At 61.0% G+C, this 12,884-nt stretch carries 11 protein-coding genes; 6 read left to right on the top strand and 5 right to left on the bottom strand.

Features of this window, described 5'->3' with window-relative positions; genetic code table 11:
- Window positions 1–11: 11 nt before the first annotated feature.
- From ACIOJF_RS07015 to ACIOJF_RS06995, 5 genes are all read right to left on the bottom strand, one after another.
- Window positions 12–854 (bottom strand): ABC transporter permease, encoded by an 843-nt coding sequence (locus ACIOJF_RS07015; protein WP_332486909.1) that lies wholly within the window; start codon window positions 852–854, stop codon window positions 12–14.
- Window positions 855–858: 4 nt separating this feature from the next.
- Window positions 859–1,785: an ABC transporter ATP-binding protein gene (locus ACIOJF_RS07010; RefSeq protein ID WP_105656597.1), complete on the bottom strand. Its 927-nt coding sequence runs from the start codon at window positions 1,783–1,785 to the stop codon at window positions 859–861.
- 138 nt (window positions 1,786–1,923) lie between these two features.
- Window positions 1,924–2,949, bottom strand: a complete 1,026-nt coding sequence (locus tag ACIOJF_RS07005) for a YdcF family protein (RefSeq protein WP_105656598.1) — start codon at window positions 2,947–2,949, stop codon at window positions 1,924–1,926.
- A gap of 6 nt (window positions 2,950–2,955) precedes the next feature.
- The gene (locus ACIOJF_RS07000; RefSeq protein ID WP_105656599.1) at window positions 2,956–4,389 is read right to left on the bottom strand and encodes an NAD(P)/FAD-dependent oxidoreductase; all 1,434 of its coding nucleotides are present in this window, start codon (window positions 4,387–4,389) and stop codon (window positions 2,956–2,958) included.
- On the bottom strand, window positions 4,386–5,693 hold the full coding sequence (locus ACIOJF_RS06995; protein WP_332595063.1) for a glycosyltransferase family 87 protein: 1,308 nt from the start codon (window positions 5,691–5,693) through the stop codon (window positions 4,386–4,388). Before ACIOJF_RS06995 ends, ACIOJF_RS07000 begins: the two co-directional genes overlap by 4 nt.
- Before the next feature lie 396 nt (window positions 5,694–6,089).
- On the opposite strand from ACIOJF_RS06995, the gene ACIOJF_RS06990 reads away from it, so the two are divergent.
- The 6 genes from ACIOJF_RS06990 (at window position 6,090) to ACIOJF_RS06965 (ending at window position 12,866) form a co-directional block, all read left to right on the top strand.
- Window positions 6,090–7,274, top strand: coding sequence for an acylneuraminate cytidylyltransferase (locus ACIOJF_RS06990; RefSeq protein ID WP_105656601.1), 1,185 nt, complete (start codon window positions 6,090–6,092; stop codon window positions 7,272–7,274).
- 12 nt (window positions 7,275–7,286) lie between these two features.
- Entirely contained in the window at window positions 7,287–8,180 is an 894-nt protein-coding gene (locus ACIOJF_RS06985; protein WP_105656602.1) for an N-acetylneuraminate synthase family protein, read from the top strand.
- Window positions 8,181–8,267: 87 nt separating this feature from the next.
- Entirely contained in the window at window positions 8,268–9,263 is a 996-nt protein-coding gene (locus ACIOJF_RS06980) for a glycosyltransferase family 2 protein (RefSeq protein WP_105656603.1), read from the top strand.
- Complete coding sequence (locus ACIOJF_RS06975) at window positions 9,260–10,603, top strand: polysialyltransferase family glycosyltransferase (protein ID WP_402741403.1); 1,344 nt, start codon at window positions 9,260–9,262, stop codon at window positions 10,601–10,603. Before ACIOJF_RS06980 ends, ACIOJF_RS06975 begins: the two co-directional genes overlap by 4 nt.
- Window positions 10,600–11,625 (top strand): hypothetical protein, encoded by a 1,026-nt coding sequence (locus ACIOJF_RS06970; protein WP_402741402.1) that lies wholly within the window; start codon window positions 10,600–10,602, stop codon window positions 11,623–11,625. The genes ACIOJF_RS06975 and ACIOJF_RS06970 overlap by 4 nt, the downstream gene beginning before the upstream one ends.
- 8 nt (window positions 11,626–11,633) lie before the next feature.
- On the top strand, window positions 11,634–12,866 hold the full coding sequence (locus ACIOJF_RS06965) for a DUF6716 putative glycosyltransferase (RefSeq protein WP_402741401.1): 1,233 nt from the start codon (window positions 11,634–11,636) through the stop codon (window positions 12,864–12,866).
- Window positions 12,867–12,884 lie beyond the last annotated feature (18 nt).

Here is a 12,884-nt window from a genome sequence, read left to right as displayed (position 1 = left end):
CAATCCCTGCGCTACTTGATGTCCCGCTTGGTCAGCAGGATTGCACCCAACACCAGTGGAAACACGATCCAACCCGCCACGCCCAGCAGTTGCTGCCAGGTCTCCAAGTCGGTGACAACACTTGCGGGCGTCGCCAACCCCATGCCCAGCTGGTCAGGGGTGAACTTCGCGATATCCTGCGCCCAATCGGTCAAGGTGGTCAGGATGGAAAGGATGATCGGCAGCACGAAGAACAGGGCAGCGAGGCTGGTGATGCCGCCGGCCGAGTTGCGCAGCAGCATCCCCAACGCCAAACCGATCAACGCCGCCATGGTCACCGCCAGCGTCCCGTACCAGAGCACCCGTTGGAAGGCATCGCTGCTGAATTCCAGATTCATCTGGTAGTTCTCGGCAATCGGCTTGCTGATCGCGAAGGCCAAGAGCGAGCTGATGATCTGGACGACGGCAGTGAGCAGGATGATCAAGATGCCCTTGGCGGCCAGGACACGCAGTCGCCGCGGGCTGGCCAGGAACGTGCTTACCGCTGAACCGGTGGTGAATTCACCGCTGAAGAGCAGGACACCAAGCACGCCGAGGATCAGCTGGCTGAAGACCAGGCCCGAGCCGATGAGCTCAGCGGCGAATCCCGGGGCCGATAGGCCTTCCATGCCCGGCATCTGATCCGTGTCGCCCATGCTGGCACTGAGCGAACCAATGCCCCAAGTGGCCACGGCTGCAATGCCCACATAGAACACGATGGCCAAGAGAACCAGGATGCGGGTGGAGTTCAGGGAGAAGAAACGGATGGACTCACTGCGCAGCACGCCGAAGAGGGTGACCTTGCCATGTGGTGCGGTTGCTAGATGGTTAGACATGTCCTTACTTCCCGCCGCCAGTCTCGGCAACTGTGTTCGAGTGGTATTCGACGGCATCGCGGGTCAATTCCATGTAGGCGTCTTCCAAGGTGCGTTGCAGCGGACGCAATTCGCTGAGCACCACCCCGTATTCCAAGGCACGGCGGCCAATGGTTTCTGAATCGGGGCCGGTAACTTCCAGGCCATGCTCATCAATCCGGCGTAGCTGAATACCTTCACCATTCAACGCATTCATCAAGATCTCAATGTCGGCTGAACGCACAATGGTCTGGTCAAGACCGTTGTCGATGAATTCAGTGATCGGCGCATCGGCCATGATGCGGCCACGGCCAATCACGATCAGGTGATCCGCCGTCTGGGCCATTTCACTCATCAGGTGGGAGGAGATGAAAACGGTTTTGCCATCGGCCGCCTGCTGGCGGGCCAGGTTGCGGACCCAAGCCACGCCTTCGGGATCCAGGCCGTTGACCGGCTCATCGAGGATCAGCACCTGCGGATCTCCAAGCAGGGCCGTGGCAATGCCCAGCCGCTGCCCCATGCCCAGCGAAAAGCCGCCGACCTTCTTGCGCTGCACGCTAGACAAGCCAGTCAGATCGAGCACTTCGTGCACTCGGGACTTCGGGATCCCCGCGGTAGCCGCCATGGCACGCAAATGCGCCAGCGGAGTCAGGGATTTGTGCACCGACTTAGCTTCCAGCAGGGTGCCGACTTCGGTCAACGGGTGACGTGATTTTTTGAAATCGTGCCCGTTGACCAGCACTTCACCGCTGGTAGGTTTGGCCAATCCCACGATCATGCGCATGGTGGTGGACTTGCCGGCACCATTGGGGCCGAGGAACCCAGTCACCATGCCTTCTTGGACCGTGAACGACGCATTATCGACCACGGTTTTTCCACCGTATTTCTTCGTCAACTGCTCTGCCTGGATCATATTTCCAGCCTAAGGAATTCGAGCCCAGCTCTCACCGCCCCCAGTGCTGATTTATGGCTCAACCAAAAGGGTGATGGCAGGGAAGCGAAAACTGGGCCCATGCACCAGATGGTGCATGGTCCCAGGGTGCCAAGGAAGTTAGAAGGTCGTCGTGAGCACGAACATCATCCCTGCGACGGCTAATGCGAAGGGCAGGGCCAGCAAAACCATCAGCTTCTTTTGATCCCGCACGATCGCAACGCATTCCCTGAGGAAGGCACTCGGACGGTAGTAGGCCGCCGTTTTCCCGCCGAAGGCACGGGCATCCAAGCCGAGCTTGCGTGACGCCATCGCTGCACGCAGCGCATGATAGTCGCTGGTGACCAACCACAGCTGGCCATCCGGACGCTGGGCACGGACCAAGGCGTCGGAGAACTCCAGGTTCTCAAGGGTGTCCCTGGCCCGGTCTTCAACCAGAATCTGTTCATCGGCAATGCCCTGCTCACGCAGGTAGCGGGCCATGCTTACGCCCTCTGGTTCTTCCTCATCATGGCCCTGTCCCCCGGTCGGAACCATGAAGGGGCGAGCAGATGCCTGCAGTTGATGCAGGTCTATGCCCTTGTCCAAGCGGCCACGCAGCAACGGGGTGACCTTGCCGTTGATTGTGCGGGCACCAAGGACCACCACGGCGGCGGCTTCGCCCTTGGATGGGTATCTGGCGTGCACCCATGCGTACAGCAACAGCATGGCGAACAAGCTCGCCGTGAAGACGGAGGCCATGAACAGGACGAAAGCCAGCGAATAGGTCCACCAGGATTCGATGCGAATCAGCAGCACCGCAATGACTGGCAGGACAAAGACGGATAGCCCGGCTGCCAATGACAGCAGATTCGCAGGTTTGGCTCCTTCGCGCCGGCACATCAGGATCCCGTTGTAGATCAGCGCGGCACCGAAGACAACGACCATCAGCGGGGTCAGCACCAGCACTATGGAGAAGAGGAACCCAAACCCGGGGATCACACTGGTCAACAGGTCGACGACCGCCGAAATGGTGAAGAACACCAGCGGCAAGAGAAGTGCAGCCAGACCCAAGCGGCGTGGGTCCTTGCGGTATTGCCGGATAAACAGCCACCAGAGTGCTGCCAGGAAGACCCAGCCAACGAGCTGCGCGAGCACTGATTCCATTGCCTCTCAGTTCACCGATTTCCAGTTTGCGATTCCGTATTCCCGTTTGAGCATCGATTGCGCTCCGAGGAATCCGCCCATGCCATGCACCGACGGCCCCGGAGGCGCAGCCGAGGATACCAAGTACAGTCCTTTGGACTGCAGGTACCACGGGTCGGCCGAGATCCGAGGCCGCTTGATGCTGCCCAGCAGGTCCATGGTTCCCCCGGAAAGATCGCCACCGACCAGTGCCGAGTTCTGCACTTCCAAGTCCTGGGCGGTGACAACATGGGATTCAATGATTGTCTCGCTGAAACCAGGGGCTGCCTGTTCAATCATTTCCTTCAGTTCCCGGCTCATGTCTACCGGAGAATCCAGTGGCACGTGGCAGTAGGCCCAGATGACGTGCTGGCCCTGCGGTGCCCGCGAATCATCAAATTGCGAGGGCTGGGCAACAATCATGAACGGCTTCGCCGCTCCCCCGCGCACTGCGGCGCGTTCGGCCTTCCCGACCTGCGCCGCGGTGCCGCCCAGGTGCACGGTGCCGGCCTTGCCCAGAGTCTCGTCGCGCCATGGAACCGGTGCCGAAAGGACGTAGTGCACCAGGCAGCTTCCCGGCGAGCGCCGGATGCTGCTCAACGCGTGCGAGAGCCGTTCAGGCAGGTGTCCTGTTGAAAGCTTGGCAGCGTTTTCGGCGGAGGTATCGAAGAGGATGCTCTGCGCAGAAAGCTCATCAACATGGTTGACGCGGGTGCCGGTAAGGATTTTTGCTCCATGAGCCATCGCTTCTTCGGCCAAGGCGTCGCTGATGGCTTGGGAACCTCCACGCGGGATGGCCCATCCCTTGCCGTGCGCTGTTGCTGCAAGGAACAGTCCTGCCCCGGCATTGGCCGGTCCGCGAGAGCCTCCCGCAACGTGGGCGGAACAGCCTGCGTAGAGCGCGGCGGCGCGTTCAAACTTTCCAGAAAAGAGTTCCTTGACGGCCATGCCCGCCACCGTGCTCACGGCAAAGGTCGCCAACGCTGCGGGGTTCGAGGGAACCCTCAGCAGAGGATTGAGCAGTGTCTGGCTGACCCCGTCAATCTGCTTGACCAGCGGGCCCAGGAGCCGGGTGTACATCTCGCCGTCCGCGCCTCCAAGTTCCTGCCCGGTGCGTTCCAGATCCTTGTACGCGTAGGCAGTCCGGCGATCCAGCACATGGGCGAAGGACAGCTCGGGGACGATGAACTCCACCTTGTCGTGGACGCCCAGTTCATGCATGGCTTGGGATTGCATGGCCATCGGATGCACTGCGCTGCCCAAATCGAATTTCGCTGCAGAACCATTCAGCGGCTGCGTTCTGGCGGCCCCGCCGATGGTGTCGTTGGCTTCATATACCGTGACGCTTAATCCAGCACGGGCAGCAACTGCTGCGGCTGCTAGCCCATTGGGTCCCGCACCGACAACGGCAACATCGCTCATGATTTATTTCCCGCCACTTCATTCGTTTTCTTGGATTGAGGCAGCAGTCCGCGCAGGGTCCAGCGGTCCTCCAGTCCGGCGAATGGGCCGGCCAAAGGATCATCCTGGCCCACGGCACGAATCGGGTCGTGGCGTGGATCAAGAATTGAACGTGCCACCAAGAACATCAGGTATCCCAGCATCACCATATGCGCCAGCACCAGCACCGCATAACCGGTCTCAGGGAAGGCCTTCTGCGCTTCTTCCGCAGAGAGGGAATCAAGGTAGAACCAAACAGCGTAGAAGTGCGCGATTTCCACGAGCATCCAGACAACGAATTCGCGCCAGCGCGGCAAGGCGAGGGCGAACAGCGGAATCAGCCAGACGATGAACTGTGGTGAATACACCTTATTGACCATGACAAAGGAAGCAATGATCAAGAAGGCCATGGAGGCCAGGCGCGGGGTGCGCTTGGCAGTCAAGCCCAGCACTGCGACGCCCACGCAGCACAGGAAGAAGAGGACCAGGCCGTAACGGGAAATCTGTTCGGCTTCAAAGAGCGGGACCCCTCCCCTGTTATCGGCGATGACATTCCATGCGTGCCAGAAGCTGGAGAAGCCTGCCCCGCGTTCAGAAGAGAAGTTGAAGAAGTGCATGAACGAGTCGGGGAACGCCAGCGCATAGGGAAGGTTCACCAGTGCCCATGTCGCCGCGGCGGTTCCGCCAGTCACCCAGAAGGTCTTGAGCCTGCCGGTGCGAATGGCCAATACCAGCACCGCGCCTAGGATGAAGAACGGATAGATCTTCATCGCGGCACCTAAGCCGATCAGCACCCCGGCAAGGACGGTGTGCTTTCGTGCGAATGCCAGCATGCCCAGGGCCAGCAAGGCCACAGCCCACATGTCCCAGTTGATGCTGCCGGCCAGGATGATGCCCGGGGCAATAGCCACCATTGCGGCATCCCACGGGCGGCGCCCGGTCATCCGCAGGGTGGCGATCACGGTGACCATCCACAGGATCGCAACGAGCAGCAGGTTGATGTCGAAGTACAGCAGCGAACGGTTTTCGATCCCCGTGGGGATGATCGAGGCAACGGCCGAGGCCACCGTGCTCATCAGTACCGGGTACTCGAACTGGGCGGTCGCGCTGAATGGCGCCCAGGGGTTCTCGGCGAAGCCGCGGGCGGAGAACAGCGGAACCCAGTCGCTGTAGCACGCATAGGCGTACGGGTTGTTGCCAGTCCACCCGTTGACCCGGCAGGGGTTCTTGGCAAGGAGCATCAGCAAGGCGCCCACGGTGGTCATCAGGATAATGACTCGTTCCACGCTGAAGAATCCTGGATCGACTCGGCCTGGATCGCTGTGTCGTCCCAGGCGGCCACCGATCATTGCGGTGAACTGTCGAAGGAACCCGTCAGCGCGTGATGGCACGGTAATCCGCAGGGGGCCACGCGTGGGCTGTGACTGGTTTGGCTCGTGCATACCCTCCAGCCTAAATGTTCTGTGCCTAAGCTCCGCCTTGCACACTCATGTTTCATTAGTCGCTTTGATCTTTTATGCGGTTCCGAGGGCTCGAAATCCCTCTTCCGGATTCGCCTACTGGTACGTAAAACGCTTGCTGACCTCGCATTCAGCAAACAAACAGGTGATTACACCGGCACTTCACCGTGCGTTAACCCAGATGCCCCCTCTTAGTTAACTTATGCCCATAGCGTCTTACTCGTGAGCAAAACCAACCAGCCAAATGCCATGGCGATCATCCCCGCCAGGGGAGGATCCAAGGGCATCCGGCTTAAGAACCTGCGTGAGATCGGCGGCAAATCGCTGCTGGGCCGCGCAATCGAATCAGCCAGATCCGCGGCGGCAGTCAGCGACGTCGTGGTCAGTACCGACCATGAGCAGATCAAGGCCGAAGCGCTTCGCTACGGGGCGCGAGTCATCGATCGACCGGCAGATATCGCCGGCGACACGGCCAGCAGCGAGTCAGTTCTGCTCCACGCGCTAGCGAATGCGGAATCTCAGCCAGAGATCACCGTGTTCATCCAGTGCACCAGCCCGTTCATCGATCCGGAGGATCTGGACGCAGCCATTGCGGCGGTTTCTTCGAAACGCGCCGACGTCAGCTTCGCAGCTGTAGCGGACCACGGTTTCCATTGGGGCCTGGATCCGCAGGGCGAAGCGGTCGCCGTAGGCCACGACAAGCTGCACCGTCCGCGTCGCCAGGATCGCGAACCGCGCTTCCGCGAAACCGGGGCCTTCTACGTGATGGATACCCGGGGATTCCGCGAGGCAGGGCACCGTTTCTTCGGAAAGGTCCGGGTTCACGAAGTTCCAGCAGAGCACGGCATCGACATCGATACCGAGGCAGACCTGCTGCTCGCTGGGCTGGCCGTTCCGGCCACCCGGGAACCGATCGAAGTCGACGCGGTCATCACGGATTTCGACGGGGTGCATACCCCGGACACCGCGTATGTCGATGAGCACGGAACCGAAACCGTGCGCGTCTCCCGCTCCGATGGAATGGGAGTGGCCCGGTTGCGGGCTGCCGGAGTGAAGTTCCTTATTCTCTCCAAGGAAATCAACCCTGTTGTCGCCGCCCGCGCCGCCAAGCTGAACGTCGAAGTGGCCCACGGAATCGACAACAAGGCCGAATACCTGGCCCGCTGGCTGGCTGACGAATCCATCAATCCGGCTCGTGTTGCCTACGTGGGCAACGACATCAACGATCTGGGCGCGATGGCATTGGTCGGCTGGCCGATCACCGTGGCCGATGCCCAGGAAGATGTGCACCGGGCAGCACGGTACAAACTGACCCGCAAGGGCGGGCACGGAGCGGTACGGGAACTAGCCGAACTGGTTCTCGCCGCACGCACCGCTACCAAGAGTTCTCCAAGTTTCACCCACTGAAAGGCAATACCCATGACTTCCATGACTACTGACATCAAGCCTGTTGCTATCGGCGACGTCCAGGTTGGCGCAGGCCAGCAGGTCTACGTCATCGGCGAGATCGGCATCAACCACAACGGCGACATCGAGATCGCCAAGCAGCTGATCGATATCTCTGCTGAAGCCGGTGCCAACGCAGTGAAGTTCCAGAAGCGCACCCCGGACATTTCCACCCCGATGGACATGCGCGACAAGATCCGCTCCACCCCATGGGGCGACATGACCTACCTGGACTACCGCTACCGCGTCGAGTTCGACCAGGCGCAGTACAAGGAACTCATCTCCTACGCAGCCTCCAAGGGCCTGCACGCCTTCGCCTCGCCATGGGATGTTCCATCGGTCGAATTCATGGAAGAGCAGGGTGCAGTCACCCACAAGGTCGCCTCCGCATCGGTCACCGACATCGAGCTGCTCAAGGCCCTGGCGCAGACCGGCAAGCCGATCATCCTGTCCACCGGCATGTCCACCATCGAGCAGATCGACAAGGCCGTCGAGACCCTGGGTACCTCGAACCTGGTCATGATGCACGCTACCTCCACCTACCCGCTGCCTCCTGAAGAGGCCAACCTGCGCATGATCGAGACCCTGCGCGACCGCTACCAGGTCCCAGTGGGCTACTCGGGCCACGAGCGCGGCCTGCAGATCTCGCTGGCTGCTGTTGCCCTGGGCGCAGTGACCGTCGAGCGCCACATCACCCTGGACCGCACCATGTGGGGTTCGGACCAGGCCTCGTCGCTGGAGCCAAAGGGCTTCGAGTCGCTGATCCGCGACATCCGCATCCTGGAGCAGGCCATGGGTGACGGCGTGAAGAAGGTCTTCCCAGGCGAGCTGGCACCGCTCTCGCGCCTGCGCCGCGTCGACGCCTAAGCACGCCAACGTATCCGGCGGTTGGACTCACCGACGGGTCCAACCGCCGTTTATTTTTGTCTGCATGAGGAAGGCCTTGAAGCACAGATGAGTTTGATCCCCGGGCGCATTTCCGTGGTTATCCCCGCCTATAACCAAGAAGCATATATTTGCGATGCCTTGTCATCGCTGGTCCGGCAGAAGCTGGGACGCTGGGAGCTGGAAGTGCTCGTGGTTGATGACGCTTCCGATGACCAGACTGCTGCCCTGGTTCGCAGCTACCAAGACCAATTGCCTGGCCTGAACCTGATCTCGCTGCCTGAGAATGCCGGAGTTTCTGCCGCCCGCAATGCCGGGTTGGAACAGGTCACCGGCGAATACTTCACCTTCCTCGACCCCGACGACTGGTACTCCCCCGAGCATTTGGAAGCCCTGGCGGAATCCTTGACCGAACTGCACGTGGACTTCGTGCGTTGCGATCATGTGCGTGTCACCGGCACCAATCGCGTCATCCACCGCGCCCCGCAGGCGTTGCGCGGCATGCCGCTGAACCCGGCCGATGACATTGAACCTATCGATTCGCCGTCCATGGTGGACTACGCCTTCGTGTGGGCGGGCATGTACCGCACCGACCTGATGCGCGCCCGCGAACTGATGTACTTCGACGCGCAGTTGCACAGCGCCGAAGACCGCCTCTGGCTATGGAAGCTGCATCTGAACACCGAGCGCTATTCCGTCGTTTCCTCCCCCGGGGTGTTCTACCGCCGCGGCCTGCCCGGCTCGCTGACCCAGGTCTTCGACCACCGTCAGCTCGGCTTCATTCCGGCCTACTCGCAGATCCTCACCGAGGTGCGCTTGCACCCGGACGCGGATCGCCACCTGCCCAAGGCGATGCGGCAGTTCTTCGCCATCGTGTGCCACCACGAGAAGCGCGCGAAGAACTACCCGCCGGAAGTCCGCTTGGAGATGAAGCAGAAACTGCGCCAGGTATTCACCACTATTGATGCGCCGATGGCCCGCCAGGTTGCCCTCGAGATGGACGTTGCCCGTCGCCGCCATATTCTCTCCTTCCTCCAGCCAGGTCAGATCGGGGCCGCCAAGTGATCGCACTGATTGAAGCCAGCAGCTATTTCCAGCTTGCTTCTCTGGCCGCGATGGCCGATGCAGGACTGCTCCCCGAGGCAGATGAACGAATTCTCGTCTTGGCTAACGGCTCGCAGGTTCCGGAACTGACTACTGCGTTGGATGAAGTCCCGGGCTTCGAGAAGCTTGCCGCCCGCTTTGACCGCGTGGTGGATTTCGCTGCGCTGACCTCCCCGCGTCGCCCGGCACAGTTCAACCCGCGTGAGGACGAGCTGCATATTTTCGAACGCCTCCTGCGCAGCGCTTGGGATCTGGGCAATGAACCCTTGACCTTGGTTCTGGAATCCATCCAGGTCAATCCGGCGCGTGCGCTGGCGCGTATTTTCTTTGATGCCCAGCTGTGGATCCACTCCGACGGCTTGATGTCCTATGGCCCAACCCGTAATCGATTGCCAATGCCGCTTCGCCAGCGCGTCATGGGCACCATCCATGTGGACTTGGTTCCAGGACTGCAGCCTCACCTGCTCGCAGAGCTCGAGCCGCGGCGCGAGGTCTTGGCCACCGGCGGCCTGGCTGCAATCTTCGGCGAACTGGCCCAGGGGGCAGAATTCGATCTGCCAACCGGCAGTGCGCTGATCCTCGGCCAGTACCTGGGTTCCTTGGGCCTGATGGATGCCGAGGAAGAATTCGAGCTGCATCTGGAAATGCTCAACGAGGTGGCCCGCCGGGAAATTTCCACCGTCCTGTTCAAGGCGCACCCATCGGCCAGCGCCACCTCAGCGGCACGCTTGTCTGCAGCCGCCAGGGACATGGGGCTGGATTTCCGGTTGGTCGGCACCGATCATCTGGCGGAAACCGTCATCGCGGCGGTACGTCCAGCCGTGGTGATCTCCTGCTTCTCCACAGGCTTGGCCACCGCCAAGTACATCCTGGATACCGAGGTCTACGCAGTGGGCACCGGCAGACTGCTCCAGGCGCTGGCTCCATACGAGAATTCCAACCGCATCCCGTTGTCCATCATTCATGCCTTGTTCGTCCAGGACGTGGCGGTTCCGGCGCACGATGGCGGCGGCGACCGCCTCACCGAACTGCTGGCTGCCGTGGCCTACTGCATGCAGGCCGCGCAGCTGCCTCACCTGCGCGAGCAGGCCGAGTCCTTCTTGTCCGCGCACTACCCGGAGTTCTCGGCTCATTTCAAGCGCCGGCGCATCACCAGGCTGGAGCTGCCTCCACGCTGGGCGCACATCAGCTCGCGCCGCTCGCTGCCTTCCAGAGTCCGCGGGGCCTCGCGCCGTGTGCTGCGCAATGGTTCCAAGCAGCTGGACACGCTTTCCAAATCCCTGAGCCGACTGGCAAAATGACCCTCACCATGATGAAACTGACTCAACATGACACCCACGAGGTGCCACGCCCGCGTTTCGGCACCGCGCACGTTTGGGTGGAGTCGCCACTGCAGCTGCTTTCGGCGGTAGAAACGCATGCAGCGGGGCTGCTGGGCACGGACATCCGGATCATCCCCCGTCAGGGAATGCCCCTGGAAGCCACGACGCAGGCAATGCTGAACCATGCCCCTGCAGGGGTTCATTTTGAACCGGCCGCGCGTAAGCCTCCGCAGCCCAAGGGCCCTGCCGATCGGTATGTCACCGGCGACGCCTACTCGGGCAAGATCCAGCGCACGCTGCTGGCAGGCGTACGGGCCAAGGAAATCGTGATCATCGATGACGGCATGGCTACGCTGGCCCTGATCAAGCAGCTCATTTCCGATGAGCCCACCCCGTTGGTGCGCGCCCGGACCAGGAATTCCGCAGCACGCGTGGCCATGGGATTGGCGACCTGGCATCGTTTGCGCCAGCTGGCCCGTGAAGATCGCCTGCTGATCGTTTCAGCGTTGTATGTCGACCCGGCATCCCGTCAGAAGATGGCTGATCTGGGGATCAAATTCGCGCAGCACAAGTTTGAATGGCTCGCTACCCAGCCGGTAGCCGAGCAGTTCACCGAATCTACCTTGCTGATCGGTTCGGCGATGGTGGCTGATGAGCTGATTTTTGAGCAGCCGTATCTGCGCTGGATTGAGCAGATCGCTTCCGAAGGCCCGGTTGCGTACTTCCCGCATCGCCGTGAAACTCCCGAATTGCTGGAGAAGATCTCGGGGATTGATCAGGTGGTGCTCAAGGAGCACACCGTTCCCATTGAAATGCGTTTGCGTGTCCTGCGACCAGGCCAGGAGATCCGCGCCTTGCCTTCCACGGTGATTCCATCCCTGCGCCTGCTGCTGGGTCCTGATGCCCGCTGCCTCTATCCGCAAGCCGTGATTGACAGCTGGTGGACCCCTGGTACCCCATCCGAGTTGCGCGAGCACCTATCCAGTTCATTGAAGGTGTGAATCAGCCGATGAAGCCATCAATACTTGCCATCGCCGACTCGGATTCCTATCTGAAGCTGGCAACGAGCTTCCTGAACCGCCTAGGTCCCGCATGGGATCGCAAGGTGTATTTGGCGCGGACCCCGGTGATGCCGACCGCCGACCAGATCGCAGCCGCCTTAGAAGGCACGGATCTGGATCCGGATATCCTGCAGGTGATTTCCGTATCCCAATTAGAAGCCGACACCGTAGATGAAGACATTGTTTTCGCTTCGGCCACCGGGCCGGTAGTTGCCGAGATCTACTCTCGCATGCTTCGCACCGAGCCGACTGATGGCCGGTGCACCGCACTGATTTCCGCCCTGCCTGGCGTGGCATTCCCCGCCACGCAGAAGGGGTGGAACTATCGTCGAGCCGGCGATGCGTTCATTTGCCATTCGCATGCCGAAGCCCGTGATTTCTCATTCATGATCGAAGGCCAGGTAGGGCACCAGCCGACCATCATGGTCAGCAAGCTCCCGTTCTTGCACTCGGCAGGATTCCCGCCAGCGCAAAAGCAGGTGGTCGAACGCTTGGTGTTCGCGCCGCAAGCGAAGGTACCTGCCCAAGAGAGCGAACGCGAGTCGATCCTGCTGGCTCTCGAGCAGGCTAGCAAGATGAATCCCGAACTTGAGGTGATCGTCAAGCTCCGCGCCAAGGCCGGTGAGCCCCAAACGCATCTCGAGGCGTTCCCGTACGATTCGCTGTTCGAGAAGTTGCAGTCCGAACGGCGGATCGGGCCCGAGTCGCGGCTTCGCTTCGATACCGGATCGATGAGTGAAGCATTGGCCGATGGCAGCGCCTTGGTAACAGTGTCTTCGACTGCTGCCTTGGAATCCATTGATCGCGGGTTGCCAACGCTGGTCCTTTCCGACTTCGGCGTCAGCGCGCAGATGATCAATACGGTCTTTGTTGCCTCCGGCGTCATCGGCACCTTGGATGACGTCGCCGGCTTGAGCTTCGGTGAACCTACCAAAGCCTGGTTGCGGGAAAACTACTTCCACAGGGTGGACCACAGTTTCGTTCAGTCCCTCGAGATTCTCGCGCAGCGAGCTCGAGCTGGAAAGCTGCACACTGATCCGGAAATGCTGGCGCATATTCGCCGCCAGCCTTTGCGCCACCGCCTCAGAACCACGTTGCCTGCACCGCTAGTCAGGGTTTTGGTGAAGTTGCGGCACCAGTTCGGGCTAGCACGCAAAAATGGCGCCAACTCATGGTCATGACCAACTAGGTCTTAGCCC

It is taken from the genome of Glutamicibacter sp. NPDC087831 (assembly GCF_044742845.1).
In the GTDB taxonomy this organism is placed as follows: Bacteria; Actinomycetota; Actinomycetes; order Actinomycetales; family Micrococcaceae; genus Glutamicibacter.
Note: the sequence above shows the minus strand (reverse complement) of the source record. Positions and strands in the feature narration are given on the sequence as shown.

Coding starts and splice junctions, on each gene's coding strand:
- ACIOJF_RS07015 (WP_332486909.1), bottom strand. CDS start 854: ATGTCTAACCATCTAGCAACCGCACCACATGGCAAGGTCACCCTCTTC.
- ACIOJF_RS07010 (WP_105656597.1), bottom strand. CDS start 1,785: ATGATCCAGGCAGAGCAGTTGACGAAGAAATACGGTGGAAAAACCGTG.
- ACIOJF_RS07005 (WP_105656598.1), bottom strand. CDS start 2,949: ATGGAATCAGTGCTCGCGCAGCTCGTTGGCTGGGTCTTCCTGGCAGCA.
- ACIOJF_RS07000 (WP_105656599.1), bottom strand. CDS start 4,389: ATGAGCGATGTTGCCGTTGTCGGTGCGGGACCCAATGGGCTAGCAGCC.
- ACIOJF_RS06985 (WP_105656602.1), top strand. CDS start 7,287: ATGACTTCCATGACTACTGACATCAAGCCTGTTGCTATCGGCGACGTC.
- ACIOJF_RS06980 (WP_105656603.1), top strand. CDS start 8,268: ATGAGTTTGATCCCCGGGCGCATTTCCGTGGTTATCCCCGCCTATAAC.
- ACIOJF_RS06970 (WP_402741402.1), top strand. CDS start 10,600: ATGACCCTCACCATGATGAAACTGACTCAACATGACACCCACGAGGTG.
- ACIOJF_RS06965 (WP_402741401.1), top strand. CDS start 11,634: ATGAAGCCATCAATACTTGCCATCGCCGACTCGGATTCCTATCTGAAG.